This window comes from Pseudomonas sp. M30-35, from assembly GCF_002163625.1.
In the GTDB taxonomy this organism is placed as follows: domain Bacteria; phylum Pseudomonadota; class Gammaproteobacteria; order Pseudomonadales; family Pseudomonadaceae; genus Aquipseudomonas.
Genome location: NZ_CP020892.1, coordinates 3349996 through 3373457 on the forward strand (window position 1 = coordinate 3349996; position 23462 = coordinate 3373457).

18 protein-coding genes are annotated in these 23462 nt (G+C 52.4%); 5 read left to right on the forward strand and 13 right to left on the reverse strand.

The window, feature by feature from the left end:
• Positions 1-126: 126 nt before the first annotated feature.
• From B9K09_RS15480 to B9K09_RS15495, 4 genes are all read right to left on the reverse strand, one after another.
• Entirely contained in the window at positions 127-1440 is a 1314-nt protein-coding gene (locus B9K09_RS15480; protein WP_087517655.1) for an OprO/OprP family phosphate-selective porin, read from the reverse strand.
• Positions 1441-1680: 240 nt separating this feature from the next.
• On the reverse strand, positions 1681-1914 hold the full coding sequence (locus B9K09_RS15485; RefSeq protein WP_087517656.1) for a zf-HC2 domain-containing protein: 234 nt from the start codon (positions 1912-1914) through the stop codon (positions 1681-1683).
• Positions 1908-2519 carry an RNA polymerase sigma factor gene (locus B9K09_RS15490; RefSeq protein WP_087517657.1) on the reverse strand — a complete coding sequence of 204 codons (612 nt, stop codon included), beginning with the start codon at positions 2517-2519 and terminating at the stop codon, positions 1908-1910. The genes B9K09_RS15485 and B9K09_RS15490 overlap by 7 nt, the downstream gene beginning before the upstream one ends.
• Entirely contained in the window at positions 2519-3646 is a 1128-nt protein-coding gene (locus B9K09_RS15495; protein ID WP_087517658.1) for a beta-ketoacyl-ACP synthase III, read from the reverse strand. Before B9K09_RS15495 ends, B9K09_RS15490 begins: the two co-directional genes overlap by 1 nt.
• 481 nt (positions 3647-4127) lie before the next feature.
• Here B9K09_RS15495 and B9K09_RS15500 point away from each other — a divergent pair, with 481 nt between their 5' ends.
• The 4 genes from B9K09_RS15500 to B9K09_RS15515 all read left to right on the forward strand — a co-directional run bounded on the left by B9K09_RS15500 (position 4128) and on the right by B9K09_RS15515 (position 8547).
• Positions 4128-5738 carry an FMN-binding glutamate synthase family protein gene (locus B9K09_RS15500; protein ID WP_087517659.1) on the forward strand — a complete coding sequence of 537 codons (1611 nt, stop codon included), beginning with the start codon at positions 4128-4130 and terminating at the stop codon, positions 5736-5738.
• A 96-nt stretch (positions 5739-5834) separates the two neighbouring features.
• Positions 5835-6446 (forward strand): LysE family translocator, encoded by a 612-nt coding sequence (locus tag B9K09_RS15505; protein WP_087517660.1) that lies wholly within the window; start codon positions 5835-5837, stop codon positions 6444-6446.
• Between the two features lie 74 nt (positions 6447-6520).
• Positions 6521-7243, forward strand: coding sequence for an ABC transporter substrate-binding protein (locus B9K09_RS15510; RefSeq protein ID WP_177408672.1), 723 nt, complete (start codon positions 6521-6523; stop codon positions 7241-7243).
• Between the two features lie 98 nt (positions 7244-7341).
• A complete protein-coding gene (locus B9K09_RS15515; protein WP_087517662.1) occupies positions 7342-8547 on the forward strand; it encodes an MFS transporter in 1206 nt (401 codons plus the stop codon).
• Positions 8548-8572: 25 nt separating this feature from the next.
• On the opposite strand, the gene B9K09_RS15520 is transcribed toward B9K09_RS15515, so the two are convergent.
• Positions 8573-8995 (reverse strand): cupin domain-containing protein, encoded by a 423-nt coding sequence (locus B9K09_RS15520; RefSeq protein WP_087517663.1) that lies wholly within the window; start codon positions 8993-8995, stop codon positions 8573-8575.
• Positions 8996-9000: 5 nt separating this feature from the next.
• Positions 9001-9444 carry a carboxymuconolactone decarboxylase family protein gene (locus tag B9K09_RS15525; protein WP_087517664.1) on the reverse strand — a complete coding sequence of 148 codons (444 nt, stop codon included), beginning with the start codon at positions 9442-9444 and terminating at the stop codon, positions 9001-9003.
• A 137-nt stretch (positions 9445-9581) separates the two neighbouring features.
• On the opposite strand from B9K09_RS15525, the gene B9K09_RS15530 reads away from it, so the two are divergent.
• Positions 9582-10472, forward strand: a complete 891-nt coding sequence (locus B9K09_RS15530; RefSeq protein ID WP_256574050.1) for a LysR family transcriptional regulator — start codon at positions 9582-9584, stop codon at positions 10470-10472.
• Between the two features lie 22 nt (positions 10473-10494).
• Here B9K09_RS15530 and B9K09_RS15535 read toward each other — a convergent pair whose 3' ends face one another.
• From B9K09_RS15535 to fadD2, 7 genes are all read right to left on the reverse strand, one after another.
• Positions 10495-10800 (reverse strand): cell division protein ZapA, encoded by a 306-nt coding sequence (locus B9K09_RS15535; protein ID WP_087517666.1) that lies wholly within the window; start codon positions 10798-10800, stop codon positions 10495-10497.
• The gene (locus B9K09_RS15540) at positions 10797-11042 is read right to left on the reverse strand and encodes a hypothetical protein (RefSeq protein WP_087517667.1); all 246 of its coding nucleotides are present in this window, start codon (positions 11040-11042) and stop codon (positions 10797-10799) included. The genes B9K09_RS15535 and B9K09_RS15540 overlap by 4 nt, the downstream gene beginning before the upstream one ends.
• A gap of 213 nt (positions 11043-11255) precedes the next feature.
• Entirely contained in the window at positions 11256-11681 is a 426-nt protein-coding gene (locus B9K09_RS15545; protein WP_087517668.1) for a 3-isopropylmalate dehydratase, read from the reverse strand.
• Between the two features lie 318 nt (positions 11682-11999).
• Positions 12000-14906, reverse strand: coding sequence for an HD domain-containing phosphohydrolase (locus B9K09_RS15550; RefSeq protein ID WP_087517669.1), 2907 nt, complete (start codon positions 14904-14906; stop codon positions 12000-12002).
• Between the two features lie 422 nt (positions 14907-15328).
• Positions 15329-19321 (reverse strand): ATP-dependent RNA helicase HrpA, encoded by a 3993-nt coding sequence (hrpA, locus tag B9K09_RS15555; protein WP_087517670.1) that lies wholly within the window; start codon positions 19319-19321, stop codon positions 15329-15331.
• Between the two features lie 175 nt (positions 19322-19496).
• Positions 19497-21185 carry a long-chain-fatty-acid--CoA ligase FadD1 gene (gene fadD1 / locus B9K09_RS15560; RefSeq protein WP_087517671.1) on the reverse strand — a complete coding sequence of 563 codons (1689 nt, stop codon included), beginning with the start codon at positions 21183-21185 and terminating at the stop codon, positions 19497-19499.
• A 407-nt stretch (positions 21186-21592) separates the two neighbouring features.
• A complete protein-coding gene (fadD2, locus tag B9K09_RS15570; RefSeq protein WP_087517673.1) occupies positions 21593-23281 on the reverse strand; it encodes a long-chain-fatty-acid--CoA ligase FadD2 in 1689 nt (562 codons plus the stop codon).
• Positions 23282-23462: the final 181 nt, after the last annotated feature.

The window sequence follows — 23462 nt, forward strand, 5'->3', positions numbered from 1 at the left end:
CTGACGAAAAAAAGCCCCGCGTTAAGCGAGGCTAAACAAAGGAGTTACATTCGTACTCATTCACCCACTGGCAAACGGCTTAAGGGTTATCCTGCCCCAGCACCCAAGCCGTCAGCCAGGCAGGTTTTAGAATACGTATTGCAGACGCATTACGAAGGCATCACCATCATCATCACCGTTAGCGTTGGTGATGTTGTCTGTGGTCGTCATAACGTAGTTAGCAGCAACTTTAACTGCGTCATTGGCATACCAGTTAACACCGATGGTGTTGATGTCGGCTTCGGTGTCGCCAACTTCACGAGTCGGAGAAGAAACAACGATGTTGTTGTCTTCAACTTTGATGTGATCGTAACGGTAGAAAACTTCCCACGCGCCGATCTGCTTGTTCTCAGGCTTGATGCTGTCGAACTTAGCGCCAGCAAGCTTGTAGCCACGCGATTCACCGGTCAGGGTGTAAGCCAGTTGACCGTAGTAACCTTCAGATTTAACATCTTCGATGGTACTGCGGTCAGCTGTCATTTTACGGCTCAGGTACTCAGCTTGCGCCGAGAAAGGACCTGTTGCCCAAGCAAATTCAGCACCCCAGACGGCATCGTCATCGAAATCGCCAGAAGCGGCATCGAAACCACCGAAAGTTGCACGGTTGCCGTTGTCACCTGCGGAGTTTCCGCCATTGGTGGAAACACCGCGAATCGTCAAGCGTGGGCGAATACGGCCATCAACAGCCGTGTCCTTGAGGTCACGGTAAGCGTAGTTAACACCCATGTGCAGCACGTTGCCTGACTCAGCCATTGGTGCAAACACACCGCGCAGGTTGAATTGCTTAACGCTATCACCGTCATCATCGTTTACATCTTTAGATGACACGCTACCCGACAGGTACGCCATGTCGCCCATGACTGCACTGGCTTGAGCGCCCAGGCCGTTCTCATGCCCGTTAACCCAATCAGCAACTTCATAAGCGGCGTTACGCTCGATAGCTGTGATCCACTTGGAACTGGTGGCTTTTTCCAGACCGAAATCCGGGTCAAAACGACCAAATCGCAAGTTCACTGGAGAGAAACCGGTGTAAGTGATAGACGCTTCGTCGAAATAACCGTCATCAGAGCTGCCGGCATTATGCGCAAAGTCGTAACTGATAGCGTACTTCCAATCTTTGTAAGCAACACCGCTTAATTCAAGGAAAGCACGACGGAAGTAGGCTGCGTCTGCTGTATTACCATTTTTGGTATGGAAGCCATCGAAGCGGCTGTAGTCGGCCTGAAGACGGCCGCCCAATTTAAAGCTGAATTCCTTGTCAGTTGTCGCTACTTCAAGACCGCCCTTGGTCTTAACTACAATATCAGCACCATCCGTGGTCACTGTGCCTGCGAATGCTTGAGCTGAAATGGCAAGAGCCAGCGTGCTGGCTGCGACGCCCGCGAAATGCATACGGATCATCGAAAATTCCCCTTTGGACAAATTGTCTAAAAACACCCGAGCGGTGGTGCTCGTTCGTGCTGGGGAAATCTTGGCGCTAGCAGATGTCAGCCAAATTGCTGATATATAAAGATTTGATGACAACGGAACTTTTTAAATCAATTAAGAATAAGCATTTGGTGCTATTTTAACCGATTAATTAACCGTATGATTTTAAAGGTTATTTTGGAACGATAAAACCAGGCGCACCGCTCAAACCAATTATTGGTTTGAGCGGTGCGCCTGTGCTAGTTTTTGTGCAAGGCCATCAAGCTCATCGCCCTGCTCTTGGTGCATCTTCCGATAGACCGCTTGGCTGATTTGCATTTGCTTGATGAAACGCCGGCAATTAACGCAAAGTGTCAAATGCAGGCGCACTTCGAGCCCTTTACTCAAGCTCAAACGTTTATCTAGATAATCACTGGAATTCTCGACTAATTCCTTGCAGCTCAGCATTGACCTGTTTCCTCAAAATGCTCAAGGGTGGCGAACATCTTTAGGCGTGCTCGGTGCAACAACACCCGCACATTGGAGAGCGAGATGTCTAAAAGATTACAAATCTCTTCAAGCTCCAACCCTTGACGTTCTCTCAACACCAAAACACTGCTCTGCAGGGTCGACAGGCTGCCTAGCGTTTTTTCCAGGCACTCCCGCAGTTCATCCTGTAAGAGCAATGCTTCTGGGGTGTCTTGATGCCATTCATGTGGCGCAAGCAGCCAGTGGCCATCATCGGCAAAGCGATCATCACCAACAGTCCCATGGGGGCCTGGCAAATCGTCCAGGAGCACTTCTCGACGGTTATGTTTCAAACGAGTCTTCGCGGTATTAGCCGTAATAGTAAGCAGCCAGGTTTTCAAGCTAGAACGACCTTGAAAACCCTTTAAACCGTTTACTACTGCGAGCCAAGCATCCTGTACTACTTCATCAGAATTTCGGCTCCCGACAATAGCTAATGCTACTGCACGCATTGAACCTTGATAGGTCGAAACCAACTCCCTGTAAGCACTCTCATCACCGGCTAAAAGCCGGGTGAGCAACGCACTATCTTCTGAATAATCCATTAATGTTTTCGCAAGATCACACTGCCAATTGAATAACCAGCTCCAAATGAGCTAAGCACACCTAAGGAGCCACCTACCAGGTCGTCTTGGTGTTTGTGTAACGCAATCACCGATCCAGCCGAACTGGTATTTGCATACTCATCAAGAATTACTGGTGCTTCGCTCGGCTCGGCATCCCGGCCAAGTAACTTGCGAGCAATCAGTAGATTCATGTTGAGGTTAGCTTGATGCAACCAAAACCGCTTAACGTCAGAGACGTTAAGATTGTTTTCCTTCAGGTGAGCGGCAATCAACTCCGCTACCATCGGGCAAACATCCTTGAAGACCTTACGGCCCTCTTGCACGAACAATTTGTCACGTGCGCCAACACCCTCTTCAGCCGCTCGATTAAGAAAGCCGAAGTTATTACGGATATTGTTGGAAAAATGAGTGAGCAGCTTGGTGCTGACAATATCGAACTGATAGTTCGAGGTTGCCTGGTCTGCGCGCTCAATAACGACCGCAGTGGCTGCATCACCAAAAATGAAGTGACTGTCACGGTCACGAAAGTTCAAGTGCCCGGTACAAATTTCCGGGTTGACCATCAACACTGCGCGCGCTTGGCCCAACTGGACACTGTTTGCGGCGGCTTGGATTCCAAAGGTAGCAGAGGAGCAGGCAACGTTCATGTCGTAGCCAAAACCTTGAATACCAAGCGCAGCTTGAACTTCAACAGCAACGGCAGGATAGGCACGTTGCAGATTTGAACAGGCAACAATAACCCCATCAATATCTGCAGCGGTTTTACCGGCGCGCTCTAAAGCTTCTTTAGCGGCACCAACAGCCATCTCACAGAGTATACCCCACTCGTCATTGCTGCGCTCAGGAATGCGTGGCGCCATGCGCTGCGGATCAAGGATGCCGTCTTTGTTCATCACAAAGCGGCTTTTGATACCGGATGCTTTTTCAATGAAAGCGCTGTTCGACTCGGTTAAAGCCTCAACTTCACCACGCGCAATGGCTTGTGCGTTTTCAGCATTGAATAGCTGAACGTAGCTATTGAAGGACTGGACCAATTCGTCGTTGGAAATGCTATTCACGGGGGTATAGAGGCCCGTTCCACTAATTACGACGTTATGTACGGTCATTGCTGTTGTCCTCAGCCGCATGTTGCGGTCAATTTTTTGGCTGACTTGCAGCCATTGGCTACAAGCGTCAATTCGGAGCGCACACGGAGCAATTCGCTTGGCAGTGCTGCCCAATAATAAAAGCACGGATTTTGCCACAGCTGATCGGGTTCGTCCTCTGAACCGACAACTCTTCGACTGACGGAAAACATGAAATAACTCAGCAATTGTGCGGGTATTATGCATTTATCGAAGAAAATGTCATTAATTTGCCACTATCTAGCGTACGAGCGGCTTCAACACGCGCCCAGTGGTATCGCAAAAACCAGCCACTTTCGCGTATCGTTTGGCGTCTTAGGCATTCATTCGTGTGTACATACCGCAAAATTTGGAGTGGCAGAATGACCTCCGAGAGCATTTATTCTAGATCCGCTAGAATCGGCTCCATCAGCATCAACATTAGCGGTCAGGCTTTGACCCATTTTCGACAAAAGGACCTTGTATGAATCTATCCCTACTCAGCCGCTACGCATTTTTTGCATTCTGCGTCCTGTTCACACTTATCAATCTACTGTTTGTCGAACATGAGTGGGTTTGGCCGCTAATCCTGATAGGCGCAACACTGAGCATTATCGGTGTAGTCGACCTAGTGCAAGAACCCCAGGCGGTTCGTCGCAACTACCCGATCCTCGGCAACATTCGCTACTTGGTTGAGGGAATTCGCCCCGAAATCCGTCAATATCTACTCGAGGCAGATGGCGACAAACTACCGTTCTCGCGCTCACAACGCACATTGGTTTATGCCCGCGCCAAGAATCAAGGCGGCGACAAACCATTTGGCACCTTGATCGATGTTTATCAGAACGGTTTCGAGTTTATCGGCCACTCGATGTGCCCCGCGCCAGTCAGTGACCCTAAAAACTTCAGGGTCACGATAGGCGGTCCGCTGTGCACGCAACCCTATTCGGCCTCGGTATTTAATATCTCGGCGATGAGTTTCGGCTCGTTAAGTGGCAATGCGATTCAAGCCTTAAACAAAGGCGCCATGCTAGGCGGCTTTGCACATGACACCGGCGAAGGCAGCATCAGCCCTTATCACCGTCAACATGGCGGCGATCTGATTTGGGAGCTGGGCAGTGGTTACTTTGGTTGCCGCACACCTGAGGGCAAGTTTGACCCTGAACGCTTTGCTGAACAGGCTAAGTCAGAGCAGGTAAAAATGATTGAGATCAAACTCAGTCAGGGCGCCAAGCCAGGTCACGGCGGGATTTTGCCGAAACATAAAATTTCAGAAGAAATCGCTCAAACACGTGGTATTCCGATGGGCGTTGACTGCGTGTCACCCTCAAGCCACAACGAGTTCTCAACCCCTATCGGACTGCTCCAGTTTATTGCCAGGCTCCGCGAGTTGTCGGGTGGAAAACCCGTTGGCTTCAAGTTGTGCCTGGGGCACCCATGGGAGTTTATGGGCATCGCCAAGGCCATGCATGAAACGGGCATTCTTCCGGACTTTATTGTGATTGACGGTAAAGAAGGCGGAACCGGCGCAGCGCCAGTTGAGTTTACCGACCATATTGGTGCGCCGATGCGTGAAGGCTTGCTATTTGTTCACAACACGCTGGTCGGCCTTAATCTGCGCGACAAAATCAAGCTGGGTGCGAGTGGCAAAATTGTCAGTGCTTTCGATATCGCCTGCGTCCTGGCCATTGGCGCGGACTGGGCAAACTCGGCGCGGGGATTTATGTTTGCAATCGGCTGCATTCAGAGCCAGTCATGCCACACCAACAAATGCCCGACAGGGGTCGCAACCCAAGACCCGCTGCGTCAACGCGCATTGGTGGTTGGCGACAAAGCCGAACGAGTCCACAGTTTCCATCGCAACACCCTGCATGCATTGGCTGAAATGCTGGCTGCGGCAGGTCTTGAGCACCCTAAACAACTGGATGCCAAGCACCTTGTACGACGTATCTCCGCCACCGAGATTAAGCTATTTTCTCAACAGCACGTTTTCCTCAAGCCCGGTGAATTATTGAGCGGGAAGATCGAAGGCGAGTTTTATGAACGCATGTGGGCCATGGCACAAAGCAACAGCTTCGAAGCCAAGGTCATGTAGCAACATAGCGCAGACCAAAACTAAATCTGGGCAGGGCAAATAAGCTCACGCCCCGTCTAGACTTAGCAAACTCAAAGACAAAAATGGAAAGCACTGATGGCACTCCACACTTGGTTGCTGTATCTGATTGCCATCACCGGCCTATCACTGACGCCTGGGCCAAACGGCTTACTGGCCATGACCCATGGCGCTCTTTATGGGCATCGGCGTGCATTGTGGACTGTCATGGGTGGAGTGATCGGCTTTACCCTGCTGATGGCGCTGTCGATGTTCGGTATCGACAGCTTGCTAAAAACATCGGCCAATGCCCTGACAGTGCTGAAATGGCTGGGCGGTGCTTATTTGATCTGGCTGGGTATCCAGCTATGGCGTGCACCACCGCCCAACTTGAGCGATCTAAACGACGCACAGTCGAAACCTGCTTCATCGATGTTCAGCCAGGGCTTGTTCGCGGCACTCTCCAACCCAAAAGTGATTTTGTTCTTTGGCGCATTCCTTCCACAGTTTCTCGACCCGAGCGGCAGTATCTGGCTGCAATTTGCAGTCATGGCACTGACGTTTGTAGTCGTTGAAGGTGTTGTCGAATATCTCCTCGCACGCATGGCACAACGCATCCGCCCGTGGTTACAGCGCAGTGGCAAAGGGTTTAATCGAAGTTGCGCGGTCCTGTTTATAACCATCGGCAGCGCCTTACCACTGACAAGATGACGCCAGTAACGCCCTCACTGGTTGCGTGTTGCACATGCAGTAGTAAACAACGCTTGCTCAATGGTTTTGCGGCCATGGTGGGTGTCGTATACAGCTTGTTGATACTTCCCAACTGGGCACAGGCCGAACAACTGCCACTGTCATTTTCAATATCTGACAGCTTGAGTATGCCGCTGGTTGGATTGGACAATGGCGTGGCGAACGAGGGGGTTCTGTATGAACTTGAAACCAGACTGGCTAAGCAGGTTAACCGCAAAGCACTACTCGTTACATTGCCCCGCCCGAGGATTTATAGACTACTGCGCCGCGGCAAAATAGATGTGCACTGCTACGCCAGTAAAGGCTGGATGAAGGCCTACGACGCCCAATATGCCTGGAGCGTGCCGATTATGGTACAGCGTGACTTTCTTATTGCACGCGCCAGTCAAACCACTGTTAAAGCGCCGCCCATTGGCGCTTTAGTGGGCACGGTTAATGGCTATGTCTATACAAGTTTGACCCATCGCTTTGCCTCCGGCCAGCTGATACGCGACGACGCCCGCACCCAGGAGCAGGTCATCAATAAGCTTAAGGCGCAGCGCTATGACTACGCCGTTACCAACGAAATGAGTTTCAACTGGTACAAGAAAACCAAACACTCCGAGCAACAACTTCAGAAGCTGCAGATGATTCAGCAATCCGAAATCAGTTGCATGGTGCGCAAAGGTCCTGACATTCCAACGCAGGAAATACTCTCGGCAATCAAAACAATGGTGACCAACGGTGACGTCGAGGGAATAATTGCCCAGTACCGCTGACTGCAAAAGTACTGATCTAGAGAGGCTTACGACTTACGCTCGGCGTTAAATCAGTCGATAATGCTGCCCCCAAGTTAAGCCGTCTGTGGAACTCCGTTGTGCCCGACTCAAACCCGCAAGCCTCTACCCCGCTGACCACACGTGCCATCATATTAATTGAACTGGCGTTAGCCCTCGGCGGCTTTGCAATTGGTACCGGGGAATTCTCGATTATGGGTTTGATGCCCAATGTCGCTCAGGATCTATCCATCACTGAGCCCCAGGTGGGTAACGTCATCAGTACCTACGCACTCGGCGTTGTGGTTGGCGCTCCGATCCTGGCTATTCTGGGCTCACGCTTGCTGCGTAAACATTTGCTGCTGCTATTGATGGGCGTGTTCGCGGTTGGCAATTTTGCCAGCGCCCTCGCCCCTGACTATCACACGTTGATGATCTACCGCTTCTTTGCAGGCATGCCGCACGGCGCTTATTTTGGTGTCGCCATGTTGGTCGCGGCCTCAATGGCGCCGCCGCACAAACGTGCGAAAGCTGTCAGTCGAGTACTGATGGGCTTGACCATCGCTATATTGGTCGGCAACCCGATTGCCACCTGGCTAGGGCAATTGCTGAGCTGGCGCTACGCATTTGCTTTAGTCGGCTTGATCGCATTATTGACCGTAATCATGGTCGCGATATTCATGCCGCTCGATAAACAGCAGCCGCGCAGCAACCCATTGTCTGAAATGCGTGCGTTTAACCGTCCGCAAGTGTGGCTTGCACTCGCGATCAGCTCGGTTGGCTTCGCGGGGATGTTTTGCGTGTTCAGCTATATGGCGCCGACGTTGATCGAAGTGACTCAACTCAGTGCCAGCTGGATTCCTTTCGCACTCGTCGCGTTTGGCCTTGGCGGAATCCTCGGCAACATTGCGGGTGGCTGGCTGTTCGATAAGTTGAAATTCAAGGCAGTCGCCTGGCTGCTGCTCTGGAGCGCGGTAATACTGATGATTTTTCCACTGGCAGCGCACTCAATCTGGACGGTGTTCCCAGCGATATTTGCCGTTGGCACCATGGTTTCACTGTCGCCTGCGTTGCAAACCCATTTAATGGACGTAGCGCATGGCGCGCAGACACTTGCCGCAGCGTCAAATCATGCGGCCTTCAACATCGCCAACGCGCTTGGCCCGTGGCTTGGAGGTTTGGCCATCAGTGCAGGCTTCGGCTGGACATCAACCGGTTACATCGGCGCTGCTACTGCACTGACTGGTTTATTGGTATTTTTCTGGGCATGGAAAATCGAGCAAGCTCCAGCCAACGTTAACGCCTGATGGCCAGTGTTTGCTGCGAATAACGCTAGCGGGCCGCCGGTACCCCCAGCGGCTTAACGAGCGGGGTTTTACCATCTGACAATAACCATGCGACTACAGCCGCTGGCTCTGTTTGACTGGCGTTGCGTGCAACTCGATGCTCCTGCCCAGGAGCCTCATACCAAGCATCTCCAACGCTGTAACTTTCAACCTTGCCACCGTCTAGCGACGACTCGACTTTGCCAGCGACCACCACCACAAACACCGGCCCCGGATGCGTGTGCGGAGCCGCACTCGCACCAGGGGCAAACTGAACGTGCAGGGCCTTGGCATTAACCCAGACTTGAGCGGGCAATGTTGCGTCGACGAGCGAGGTCAGCTTTTCCTCGCCCGCAGGAGAATGTGCCAAAGCAGTGGTACTCAGCATGGCCAATAAGCTTGCTAAAAAAATATTATTCAAAGTACTCATCACGGTTACTCCGGCTGCTTGCCAAAACCAACACCCAAGCGGTTCCAGGCATTGATGGTAACAATAGCAAACGTCAGGTCGGCCAACTCACGCTCGGTGAATTGCTCGGCTACCTGAGCGTAAATATCATCTGAAGCATTTTGCTCGGCAACCCGTGTCAGAGTTTCAGTCCAGAGCAGTGCCGCCTGCTCACGAGCACTGAAGAACGGTGTTTCACGCCAGGCATTTAAGGCAAAAATGCGTCGGGCAGTCTCACCGGCTTTCAAGGCATCTGCGCTGTGCATATCAATGCAGTACGCGCAGCGGTTGATCTGCGAAGCTCTGATTTTTATCAGATCATGCAATGGCGCCTCTAGTTGAGACTCGCCAAGCGCCTTTTCTAAGCCCAACATTGCCTTGAAAGTGTGCGGTGCGACTTCATTGTATTTAACCCGCTGCTGTGTGCTCATGTCTAAATCTCCAGTCGTGCCTGGACAACGTTCCAAGCGTGAACACACTTTATTACCTAGAAAAACATAGATAAATTAGCTAAAACCGGAAACATTAGGCGAGAACCCGGACAATGGCATTTGATCGATTAGAAGCAATGCGCGCCTTCTGCAGGATTGTCGAGCTCGGTAGTTTTACCCGCGCAGCAGAATCGCTGGCCGTTGCCAAAACCACGCTCTCCGGACAAATCCTTGCACTGGAAAATCAGCTAGGGGTCAAGCTGCTGCACCGCACTACTCGGCGCGTTTCGGCGACAACCGATGGCACTGCGTATTACCAACGTGCGCGCATATTGCTGGATGACGTGGATGAACTTGAAGCGACTATCGCGCAAACCCGCAATATCGCCAGAGGCGTCGTACGCGTCGATATGCCTTCACCCGTTGGACGGTGCCTGCTGATTCCGGCGCTGCCAAGCTTCGTCAGCCAGCACCCCAATATTCAGTTGGATATTGGCTGCAGTGAACGTGTAATGAATTTGGTCGAAGAAGGTATTGATTGCGCCATTCGCGGTGGCGAGGTGAATGAGCCTGATCTTGTTTGCCGGCCCATTGGCCAGATGCGATTTGTGTTGTGCGCATCCCCCGCATACATGGAACATGCTCCGCCGCTAAACACACCGAGCGACTTACTCAATCATCATTTTCTAGCCTTTGTATTTCCGGCCAGTAATCGCCAAATGAAACCAGCGCTACAACGCGGTGACGACCAGTATGTGATTGAGCAAACGCCGACTATGCGCTTCAACAGCGGCGGAGCTTATATTGCAGCTGCACAGGCAGGCCTGGGAATTGTCTGCGTGCCAACCGCCGAGGCGCAGGCACTGCTTGAAACAGGAGAATTGCTGCAAGTCTTGCCGGAGTGGACGCCCTTGAGCATGCCGATGAGTATTGTCTACCCCTACTCTCGGCATCTCTCCGCACGTGTGCGAGCATTTACCCAATGGGCATCGGCAACAATGTCTAGCTCAGCGCTTTGGGGAGACTAAGCCAGATCAATTACGCTGCAGATCAGGCCTCACGGATCAGATTATTGAGTCCGGCAACCCGCTCACTGATTTGCGCTTCCAATTGCTCAATCTGCTCTTTGTGCTGCTGTTGCATCTCAAGCTGCTGGGCACACAGTTTCAGCATGGTCAGCACCAATAGTTTCTCACCAACCAGCGTTGGCGATGTCTGTTTGGTTTCAGCCAAGAGCTTTTTAAGCATCAACGCAGAAGCACTCAGCGCCTCTTCTTTTCCTTCGGGTGCTTTAATGCTGTAGTCACGTCCCAGAACACTGATAACCGAGACGTTCTCTGTGGATGTGCGGTTCATTGATTCAAGGCTACCTCGGACGGTTGACCGGCTTTGGCCAACTCAACCAGTGCTTGAATACGAGCTGCGGTTTCGCCGTGTAACTCTTCTTGCTCAAGGGCACTCATCTGCAACGTCTCGTTTTCATCCTTGAGTGCTTGCAGCTCATCAGTCAGTGCGGTGTTACGTTCATGCAGGCTTTTGTTGGCTTGCAAAAGATCACCAACGAGTTGCTCTAACTGCTTCAAATTGCTTTCTAACATAATAATTACTCAGGTCTTTTGCGCGGGTCGCGACAATAAAGAAAATTTCCTGAAGAAGCCAGACACCTGCGACCCTTTGACCTTTAAAATACAGATGCCCCTTCTTGCACCTCTCTGAAAACCAACACTCAGGTTCTGGAACAAAAAGTAAATCATGAGTCGCTACGACCCACTCGCCCCTGTTTGAGTTCCAGAGGCGAGCCTGCAAATGTTTTATGGTTGTTCCGCGCGAATATCAAAGCCACTGCTGGATTCACTGACGATACGGAAGTATTGATTCTGGTCTTTGCTCACTGTCACCGCGACTTCACGGTTAAGCCGGCCGTTGTTGCACAGGCTTTCACCTTCTTCATCAATTGCTATACCGACGATATGCCGACCCGGCGCGACCGCGAAGGTGGCAGTTTCACCAATGCCAATTCGTGCAGCGAGCTTGCGATCAAGCTTGAATGCGACATAACAACCGCCGCCAATGAAGCCCATGTCTCGATTAATAACAATGTTGCCTGAGTCCTGCTCGGCCCGCTGATATTCAAACATGCGGTCTTCAGGGATTTGGGTAATTTGATCTGGATGGGTTTTGTACGATGAACAACCCGTCAACACAAGCATCGGTAGCACGGCATACATCAATCGCATTGGAGCCCTCCATGGGCGGCTGATTAGTCTTGTTGTTGAAGTCTAAGAAACCTCTGAAAAACTACTGCGCTAGGTATTAATGCGTTAAAAAGCTGCTCAAAATGCTCATTTAGGACAACTAAAGTCGAGCGCGACCTCGGTCGCTTTTTCGCATCTTTTCGCCTTGTACTCCCGTCGCTCGCTACCTTTTTCAGAGGCTCCCTAAAAACATCGGCTCAGTATTGGCGCTAGCGGGTGAGTGCTCAAGTCAGCAAAGGCATTCAAGCAAACTAAAGTATGTCAGCGCATTTGCACAGTAGGCTACGCCACGTGCAGCAATCAACTGCTGGCCTGGTCATCGCTAGCAGGTAAAAACCTCAATAAGTCCTGGGTATCAAGCTGATCGCCATGCAAAAACCGCTGGGCATACTGCAGGCATGCTCCTGAGCGAACAAAGATACTAAACAGTTCGCAGTCCAAATGCCCGCCTTCACACATCCCCCGCATAATGTGCAGTGCTTGTGAGAGTGTCTTGCTCGGCTTGTATGGGCGGTCGCGAGCGGTGAGCGCTTCAAACACATCAGCAATCGCCATCATCCGTGCCTGCGGGCTCAACTGCTCACCAGTCAGACCACAAGGATAACCATTGCCATCGATGCGTTCGTGGTGGCCGCCAGCGATTTCCGGCACCTGACTCAATGCATTTGGGAAGGGTAACGCGTTAAGCATCTTGATGGTTTGAATCACGTGCTCATTAATTTTATAGCGCTCTTCGACAGTCAACGTGCCGCGTTTGATCGATAGATTTTTCAGCTCGCCGCGATCATATAAGAACTCTGGAATGGCCATGTTAAAACCATACTCGTTGCCCTTATCAAAGGTTTCATCGGGCGGACGCGAAACCTGCTGCTCTGGCCGGTCGGCAATCAAGTTCTCCCACACAGGAAGCGCCACAACGGGCTGCTCTTCCTTACGCTGACGCTCTTCTCCCGAAATACCCAGGCGATCATCGAGTGTGCGCAACCAGCGTCTTTGAGCAATCCCTTGCAGACGCTGCAACCGATCATCGTCCATGTACTCCTCACCCGTATTGCAACGCGCGACAAAGCTGAACTCATCATCAAGCAGGCGCCATTTGGCATCGCGCTCGGCCAGTGCGACGCCCTGCTCAACCCCCTCATTCAGTGCCGTCAGATAATCGATCTGGGCATCGCGTTTAAGCACCTCAAAACGTAAGCGAATCTCATGAATGCGGTCGTAGATGGTTTCCAGCTTGGTGGCTTTATCAACCACATACTCCGGCGTAGTGACCTTACCGCAGTCGTGAAGCCAGGAACCTATATGCAGTGCATACCAGTCATCATCAGTCATGCTGAAGTCTGCGTAGACACCCTGGGTTTCATCACATGCGGCTTGAGCCAGCAATTTCGCGGCCTCAGGAACGCGCTCACAATGGCCACCGGTATAAGGACTCTTGGCGTCGATGGCGCTGGCGACCAGATGTATCAGGGATTCGAATAATGCTTTCTGCTGGCCGATCAGTCCGCGTGTTTCAAGTGCCAGTGCAGCAAACTTTGAAAGCACTTGTATGAAGGACACATGGTTTTCATCCAGCGGCTTATCGTTAAACAACACCAATACGCCAAGCACTTCCTGATCTCGGCTCAGCAGTGGCACACTCAAGGTAGCAGTCGCTGGCAGGCCAAGTTTCGAGCACTTTTTTGCATCGGCAGCTTGTTTAACCGGTTGGTGCAATGCAATCGACTCAGCCACGGCAAAGAATTGTTGAGAAGGATCAACCGCTGAAATATCTATGGGTTGATCCTGCCAACGTCCCCCCACAAGTTCCAAGGGGGCTTTCGGCACCAGTTGCATATACAGCAACGCACCTTGAGAGTGGCTAGCCTCACTGGTCAGGGTCAACAATGTCGGTAAAAATTTCTCAAGATCGGGCTCACCACTTAAGCGAGTGATGATGTCCATAAAGTGCGCCATTGTTGTACTACTCTGGCTGAGCGCACTGCTCAGCTCGCGCACTTCACTGATAAAGCTGCTGGTATCGATCGGCTCACTAAAATTGAAGTTACGAATGCTACGGGCCTTGAGCGTCAGCAGGCTTAGCGGTGCAGCGATAAAACCAGACGCCCACGCGGCCAGCGGCACTGTAAGCACTAATATAAGCAAGGTCTGCTGCAGGATTTCGTTACGTATCATCCGCGCAGCGCTAAGGAGTTCATCATTCGGCACACCAATCCCGAGAAAAATCGAATCGGTACTCGTTGCCGGTAAACGCAACAGTTCGGTGTGCCAAAGGTGGCCGTCGACCTCAAGACTCTGCAACTCAAAATCAGCACCTGCAGATGATTTCAGCGTTTCAAGCATTGTCCCCAACACCGCCAATGCAGGATGCTGTAGCTCCTTGACTTCAGGTGCCCTGCGTAACGTACCGGCAAATACCTTTGATCGATCAGCCGCTAAAATTTGCCCATTTGAGTTGAGTAGGACCAGCTCACTGCTCGGCGTAAGGCGGTAGCGAACCAGCATCTCATCTAAGGCATGATGACTGATATCAGCACCCACAACTAAGCCACGATCCCCTGTAGCCAGGGCTATGGTTGAGCCGATCTCACCGGTTATAAAGAACTTGTAGGGCTCTGTCCTGATCAGCCCACCTTGATTCAGTGCTTCCCGGTACCAAGGTCTGTTGCGCGGATCATAAGCAGGTGAAGCCTGCTTGATCGTCTCACCGATTTTCTTGAGTTGGCTGTCCAGGTAAAACAAACTCGACTGCCCAGCACCAAGACCAGAGCGTTCCACACCATAAACCAGGTACTGAGCGACAACTGGCACAGCCGAGTCGATATCGATAGCACGCCGGGAAACATCAGCAACGAGGAAGTGATTGCCTTCACGGTCACCGATAAAATACGACCCAGCCCCCTTTGTCGAACGTAATTCATCCACGATATCTGGCACCGCTTTTAGCCATTCATCGAAGCTGTTTTTACGTAGATGGGGGTTAAGCGCCAAATGCCGCACGCTTGCATGCACGGGAGTGAGCAAGTTATCGAAATCGACTGTGGCTTGAAGGGCTGATTTTTGCGCGGAAACTAGTGCCTTGCTGTAAATGAAGGCCGATGCCCGGTTATAGGCGCCGAGCGCAATAAACGAGCCGATAGTTGTTACCAACAGAACGATCGCAACAACAATCAAAACGCGAAGCTTTACTGTCCGGCCGCCCTTCATGAATATTCCCTAGTCGGTAACCGCGACACTTAAGGCCAACTCTTCTGTGGCACGCATGGCTGCACTGAACAATACAAACGCAGGATGATTTAACCGCCTGTTTTGCAATCATTCATCTCAATAAACCCAAGAAGCCTCTGAAAAAGGTAGAGAGCGAAGGAAGCACAAGGCGAAACGACCGGGGTCGCGCTCGACTTTAGTTGTTTTAAATGAGCTTTTGAATAGCGTTCAACACAGTCATACCTAGCGCAGTCTTTTTCAGAGGTTTCCTAGGCCTGATCATGCGTAACAAGCCTATTTGAAGATGGCGGCCTGGATCAGTGACAGATGCAAGAACTATAGCTAGCTTCCAGCAAAAAGCTCATAAACAAGTCCTCACCGCTAATGGGTAAAACCTTCTGCAAGGCTTTACCCGCGTTCAATCAGGCCTCACTTTGCGACCATTGTTTGTTGAGGCGCTTATCCGATACTGGCATCTTGGTACCCAATTGCTGGGCGAATAGCGAGACTCGGTACTCTTCAAGCATCCAGCGGTACATCTGCAACTCTGCATCACGCTTGCCTTCTTTAGCGTGCTTGGCGTATCTGGCTTGATATTGCTCCCAGTAACCTGCCAACTCGCCGCTCCAGACGCGGTCTCGTTGCACTTGGCTACCAATTTTATCCAGCCGCTGCTCGATCGCCTTGAGATAGCGCGGCAACTCTTTGATCCACTGCGCGGGCGTCTCGCGGACAAAGCCTGGATACACCAAATGACTTAACTGCTGCTTGATATCGTTCAGAGCAATGGCCTGCGCCAAGTCGATTTTGCCTTTGAAGCGTTTTTGCAAACCATGCCAGAGCTTGAGAATTTCCAGGGTTAACCGCGCCAAGCGCTCGGCATGGCTAAACCAGTCGCCGCGTTTAGCCTCGGCGAGGGCAGCCAATGCCGCACCATCGCGCGGCAAAGGGTCTTGGCCGTCGAGAATGCAGGAATCGAGGCTGGCCAGAAGAATGTCCTCGACCAAACCATCGATGCGCCCCATTTCTCGATACAGCAACCCCAAGTCGGTAAGCCCCGGTAATTTGCTGCGCATGAACTTGGCAGGCTCACTCAACTGTTGCAGGAGCAAGCGCTGCAAGGCTCGGCGATGCTGGTATTCAGCCTCCGCCTGCGTTGCAAAACGCCCCTCATTAACTGTGCCCGCCTCCTCAACCAGTGCCGGGTATACCGTCATCGACAGACCCGCAACCTTATGTTGAGTTTTCTCGGCAACCTCGGCAAAGGCTTTAGCCTCGATTGGCGCTTCGATTTTAGCCGTCTGCGGCAACGCTAAGGCTTGCTGACTGGCTTTATTGAAACGCACGGTCAACTCCGCAAGGTCACGGCCTTCACCGAGCACCTTGCCGTGACTGTCGACCACCTCGATGTTCATTCGCAGGTGATCCTCAACCGCAGCAGCGGACTCAGCCCAGGCTTCATCTGCTACTCGTGCCCCGGTCATACGTTGCAACTCACGCCCAAGCGCCAGCGGCAAGCTGGCTTGGGCGAAAGTAATTTTGCTCAGTGCCGCCGCGACGAAGTCCGGTACCGGCACAAAGTTCTTACGCAACGCTTTAGGCAAACCGCGCACCAGCGCCATGCACTTTGCTTCAAGCAAACCCGGTACTAGCCACTCTATGCGCTCTGCAGAAAGCTGTGGTAACAAGGGGGCCGGCACGCGCACCGTGACACCGTCCCGCGGGTGATTGGGTTCAAAGTGGTAACTGAGCGGCAACTGCAATTCATTTAGATGCAAGATATCCGGGTACTGCGCAGCGGTGACTTCATTGGCGTCACGGGCAAGCACATCTTCCTCGCGCATGATCAGCAGTTGCGAGTCTTTAGCGCCTTCGCGTTTGTACCAAGATTCAAAACTCGCGGTTTGGTAAATATCAGCAGGCAGACGTGCCGCGTAATATTCAAACAAGGTTTCTTCATCAGCCAGAATATCGCGGCGTCGCGCCTTAGCCTCAAGCTCATCAAGGCGATCGAGCAACTCACGATTAGCGCTTAGGCAGCGCGCACGGGAATGGATCTCGCCGCGCACCAGACCTTCACGGATGAACATTTCACGCGCTACCACTGGATCAATTGGCCCGTAATGCACCGGTCGCCTGCCGACCACAATCAATCCGTAAAGAGTAATCTGCTCGTAAGCAACCACTTGCCCACGCTTCTTTTCCCAATGCGGCTCAAGATGGTTTTTCTTGATCAAATGCCCGGCTAGCGGCTCAATCCAGTCGGGTTCGATCTTGGCGACCATGCGTGCAAAAAGCTTGGTGGTTTCAACCAGCTCAGACGCCATGATCCACTGCGGTCGTTTGCGCCCAATCACTGTTGAAGGGTGGATCCAGAAGCGCCGCTGACGGGCGCCTAAGTAATCGCCATCCTCGGTTTTCTGTCCGATCTGACTTAACAAGCCCGACAAAATGGCCTTGTGCAGTTTCTGGTAGTCAACCGATTTGGCCTGCGCCTCATCCTTGGCCTGCTTGCTCTCAGGCTTAGCTGCACCCGCTTTACCAGGGTTTTTGGCCGCTGTTGTTGGGCCTTCCTGGGGCTTGCCTTTGAGCTGCAAGTCGCGGCATATCAACAGTAATTGGCGGTGCGCATCGCGCCACTCACGTAAGCGCAGGTAGTTTAGAAAATTCTTGCGACACCAACTGCGCAAAGCACTTGAGCCCAAGGCTTGGCGTTGTTCTTCAAAGCCGCGCCAGATATTGATCACCGCGGCAAAATCGGAATCAACATCCTTCCATTGCGCATGGGCTTGATCGGCGGCTTGTTGACGATCTGACGGACGCTCACGCGGGTCTTGCACCGACAAGTTACTGGCGATGATCAGCACTTCATCAAGACTGCCCTGCTTCGCGCCTTCAAGCACCATACGCGCCAAACGCGGATCAACCGGCAGGCGCGCCAACTGACGCCCCAGCGCAGTCAGTTGACCATCACGACTGACCGCTGATAGCTCTTGCAGCAAGTTGAAACCGTCACTGATGGCCTTGCCATCTGGCGGCTCAATAAACGGGAATGCGCTGATTTCACCCAGGCGCAAATGCAACATCTGCAAAATCACCGCCGCAAGGTTGGTACGCAGAATTTCTGGATCAGTAAATTCGGGACGTGCGATGAAGTCTTCTTCGCTGTACAGGCGAATACAAATACCCGGCTCAACCCGCCCGCAACGGCCTTTGCGCTGGTTGGCGCTGGCCTGTGAAACAGCTTCAATTGGCAGACGCTGAACCTTGGCGCGATAGCTGTAACGGCTGATGCGCGCGGTGCCACTGTCGATCACATAACGAATGCCGGGCACCGTCAGCGAAGTTTCGGCAACGTTGGTCGCCAACACGATTTTGCGCCCCGGCATTGGTTTGAATATCTTCTGCTGTTCGGCAGGCGTTAAGCGCGCATACAACGGTAAGATCTCAGTATGTTTGAGCTGAGCCTTACGCAGCACCTCCGCAGCATCGCGAATCTCACGCTCACCCGGCAAGAACACCAACACATCGCCCGGCAGCTTGCCTTCACTGCGCTCCAAGGCACTGAGCTCATCGATGGTTGCGATGATTGCCTGATCGACCGAGAGGTCTTCTTCGACGCGGTTGCCCTCTTCATCCTGCTCGGCAGCCAGCGGGCGGTACCAGGTTTCAACCGGATAGGTTCGCCCGGAAACTTCAACCACTGGCGCACCATCAAAATGCTTGGAGAAGCGCTCCAGATCGATAGTCGCCGAGGTGATAATCAGCTTGAGATCGGGACGCCGAGCCAGCAAGGTTTTCAGGTAACCGAGCAAAAAGTCGATATTCAGGCTGCGCTCGTGTGCCTCATCGACAATGATGGTGTCGTACTTATCAAGAAAGCGGTCGTGCTGGGTTTCCGCCAGCAAGATACCGTCAGTCATCAGTTTGATCAGACTGCGCTCGTTGCTCTGATCCTCAAACCGCACCTGATACCCCACCAACTCGCCCAACGGGGTGCCTATTTCTTCTGCAACGCGCATGGCAACGCTGCGTGCGGCCAGCCGTCGGGGTTGCGTGTGGCCGATTAAACCGTGTGTACCACGGCCCAGCTCCAGGCAGATTTTCGGCAATTGGGTGGTTTTACCCGACCCGGTTTCACCGGCGATAACCACTACTTGATGTTTGGCGATTGCCGCCTTGATTTCGTCGCGTTTGGCGGCGATCGGCAAGGCATCGTCATAACGCATGGCAGGAACGCTCAAGCGCCGTGCTTCAACCTTTGCCGCTGATGCCTGAAAACGCTGCAACCACTGCGCCAGCTTGGCTTCATCAGGCTGTTTACGCAGTTCGTGTAACTGTCTGCGCAAGCGGTGACGGTCAATAATCAGCGCTTGATCGAGGTTTTTCAGCAGGCGTTCAGTGTGATCAGTCATCGGAACCGGGGCAATTCTTTGAGGGGGCATGGAATGGCTTGCAGCCGCTAATTGTCGCAGATTTCCGCAGACGATGGGTCACAGCCAGCGAGCCGCGAACTGCGGCAGCATTTTTCATCAGTACATAAACGACAAAACCCCGCATCTGCGGGGTTTTGTCAGCAACCAACACTCATTACTGGGCGTTGATCTTCTTCAACTCTTCGTCGCGCAGTTCGCGGCGCAGAATCTTACCCACATTGGTGGTTGGCAGCACGTCGCGGAACTCAACACACTTCGGCACTTTGTAGCCGGTCAGGTTAGCGCGCATGTGCGCCATGACTTGCTCTTTAGTGACGTTTTCACCTGGTTTAACCACGACGAAGACCTTGATTGCCTCACCCGACTTCTCGTCCGGCACACCAATGGCTGCACACTGCAAAACGCCAGGCAGAGTTGCCAACACGTCTTCCAGTTCGTTCGGATAAACGTTGAAGCCCGACACCAGAATCATATCTTTCTTGCGGTCAACAATGCGCAAATAGCCATCCGGCTCAATCAAACCGATGTCGCCGGTTTTTAGCCAGCCATCGGCATCAAGCACTTCATCGGTGGCTTCCTGACGCTGCCAGTAACCTTTCATGACTTGTGGGCCTTTGACGCAGATCTCGCCCGTCTCGCCGATCTCAAGCACTTTGCCTTCATCGTCGACAATTCGACACAGTGTCGATGGCACCGGAATACCAATAGTCCCCAAACGAATGGCGCTGAATGGGTTGACCGTGGCGACCGGGCTGGTTTCGGTCATGCCAAAACCTTCGCATACCGCACAACCGGTTACCGCTTTCCAGCGCTCGGCAGTAGCCTGCTGCAAGGCCATACCGCCAGAAACGGTGAGTTTCAGCGAAGAGAAGTCAAGCTTGCGAAAGCCCTCGAAATTGCTCAGCGCAACAAACAGCGTGTTGAGGCCAACGAAACCGGTGAACTTGTACTTGGACAGGTCATTCACCACCGCAGGCAAGTCACGCGGGTTAGTAATCAAAATATTGTGCGCGCCGATCAGCATCATTGCCATGCAATGAAAGGTGAACGCATAGATGTGATAAAGCGGCAACGGGGCCACCACCACTTCGCAACCGTCATTAAGGTTGGCGCCCATCAGCTCTCTGACTTGCAGCATATTGGCGACCAGGTTGCGGTGCGTGAGCATCGCCCCTTTAGCCACACCGGTCGTACCGCCGGTGTATTGCAGTACCGCAACGTCACCATTGGCAGGACTGGCTTCTTTCACCGCCTGGCCACGGCCTTTAGCCAGAGCGTCAAGAAAGCGGGTTGACTGCGGCAGATTGTATGCAGGCACCATTTTCTTAACGTGTTTGACGACGGTATTGACGACCAGACGCTTGAACATTGGCAGCATATCGCCCACTTCAGTGACGATAATGCTTTTGACCCCAGTCTTTGCCACTACTTGCTCAGCCAAGTGCGCCATATTGGCCAGGCAGACCAATGCTTTAGCGCCGGAGTCATTGAATTGGTGCTCCAACTCACGTGCGGTGTACAGCGGGTTGGTGTTGACCACAACCAAACCCGCACGGATTGCACCAAACACAGCAATTGGGTACTGCAGAATATTGGGCATTTGCACGGCGATACGGTCGCCGGGCTGCAGATCAGTGTGATTTTGCAGGTAGGCTGCAAACTCACCAGACAATTTGTAAATATCGCCGTAGGTCAGGGTTTTCCCCAGATTGCTGAAAGCAGGCTTATCAGCGAAACGCTGGCAGGACTGTTGCAAAACCGCTTGGATATTAGGGTATTGGTCCGGGTTGATCTCGGCAGCAACCCCAACTGGATACTTATCCTTCCAGAAGTTTTCGATCATGGAAGCCCACTCCTCAGTTACATCTATTCATCACTGCCAATCGGGCAGTTGTATTGTTGTTTATATGCCTGAAGCTTGACCATCGCACAGGCCAAAAGCGGGCCGAGGGTAGCAGCTTTGCCAGAGATCGACCAGCACCAAACAAGACCAGGCCAGTCACAACCGATACGAATATCAACACAACAGTCACAGGCAGCCTGCAAATCAAGCAACTCTCACTTTCGCGGCAACAGTCCGAGCATTTGTTCTGCCAAACACTTTACGCCGATCGCCTTGCCGACCGTCAAATAATCATATGTTCCTATCTCGCCATAAAAAAAGCCGGACCTAGAAACAACACGTTCCGAGGCCCAGCTTGTGCTTTCAGCGCAGTCCTGAAGGCTCAGGACTGCGATTTAACTCACCGTTCAAGCAGTATCGCGAAGCTCTCGGCGCAGAATTTTGCCAACCGGTGTCATCGGTAAGGAGTCACGGAACACAATCTGCTTGGGTACCTTGTAGGCTGTGAAATTCTCTTTGCAGAATGCTTTCAACTCAGCTTCGTCAAGCCCCCCTTCACGTGCGACGACGAAAAGCTTAACCGCCTCGCCTGATTTCTCATCAGCAACACCCACCGCTGCGCAACTCGCTACTTGTGGATGGCCCATGACGACATCTTCGATTTCGTTAGGATAAACGTTGAAGCCAGAGACGATGATCATGTCTTTCTTGCGGTCAACAATATGGGTGAAGCCATCCTCATCAATCACCGCGATATCGCCAGTCTTGAACCAGCCTTCAGCGTCCAACACTTCCGCCGTCGCTTCAGCTCGCTGCCAGTAACCCTTCATGACTTGCGGGCCTTTGATGCACAGTTCACCACGCTCACCAGAAGGCAGTTCAACGCCATCGTCATCGACCACTTTGAAAGCAGTACCCGGCACAGGAAGACCAACCGTACCCAAACGCGCCAACTTACCGTATGGGTTAGTACTGGCAACGGGCGATGTTTCGGTCAGACCGTAACCTTCAACCACCATACAACCTGTGATCTCTTGCCAGCGTTCAGCGGTGGCCTTAACCAGAGCAGTGCCACCTGAGTTAGTAAGTTTGAGCTTGGAGAAATCGAGATTCTTAAACTCAGGATGATCCATCAAGGCGACAAACAGGGTGTTCAACCCCAGTAGCGCGGAAAACTGCCACTTACCCAACTCTTTGATAAAGCCTGGAATATCACGTGGGTTGGTAATCAGCACGTTATGGTTGCCGTTAACCATCATGCACATGCAATTCGCGGTGAATGCATAGATATGATAAAGCGGTAGCGGTGCAATCATCACCTCTTGGCCTTGCTTCATCAGCGGTGCACCGTCGTCATCAAGCTGCTGCATGCAGGCATCAATCTGCAGCATATTGGCGACCAGATTACCGTGGGTCAGCATCGCGCCCTTGGCCACACCCGTGGTGCCGCCGGTATATTGCAGCACGGCAATATCATCATGTTCAGCACTGATCGGCTGCAGTGCGCCACCCTGCCCTTGCTTGAGTACGCTTTTGAACGCCAATGCTTGCGGCAGATGGTAGTCAGGGACCATCTTCTTGACTTTCTTAACCACGGTGTTGACCAACCAGCCTTTAAGCGCCGGTTGCAGGTCACCCATTTTAGCTTCGATCAGGTACTCAATATCGGTATCTGGCAGCACATCCTGCACCAGTTTTCCGAACATATTCAGGTAGACCAATGCGCGCGCACCCGAGTCTTTAAACTGGTGACGCATTTCACGGGCGGTGTACAACGGGTTGGTATTGACCACGATAAGCCCGGCGCGCATCGCACCGAACACGGCGATCGGATATTGCAGGACATTGGGCATTTGCACGGCAATGCGGTCGCCCGGCTTGAGGTCGGTACGTTTTTGCAGATAACTGGCAAAAGCGCCAGATAGACGATCCAGCTCAGCGTAAGTCAGCGTCACGCCCATGTTGCTGAATGCTGGACGGTCAGCGAACTTTTTGCAGGATCGCTCAAACACTTCATTGACTGAGCGAAACGCATTCATATCAATGTTATCGGGTACACCAGTGGCGCGTTTACCGCTCCAGAACTCAGGTTGCATTATTTTTATCCCCTTCCCCTGAAAGATATCTTCCCGTTTTTAGAGCAGGCCATGAACTGGCCCACTCTCCACAGTTAGGCTGTCTACCTATTAAGTAAGCGGCTACCTGGATTGGATAGCTATACCCTGCTCACCCCATAGCTAAGTGCACGCAATAAGCGTAGCGGGTAATTGCCGATTT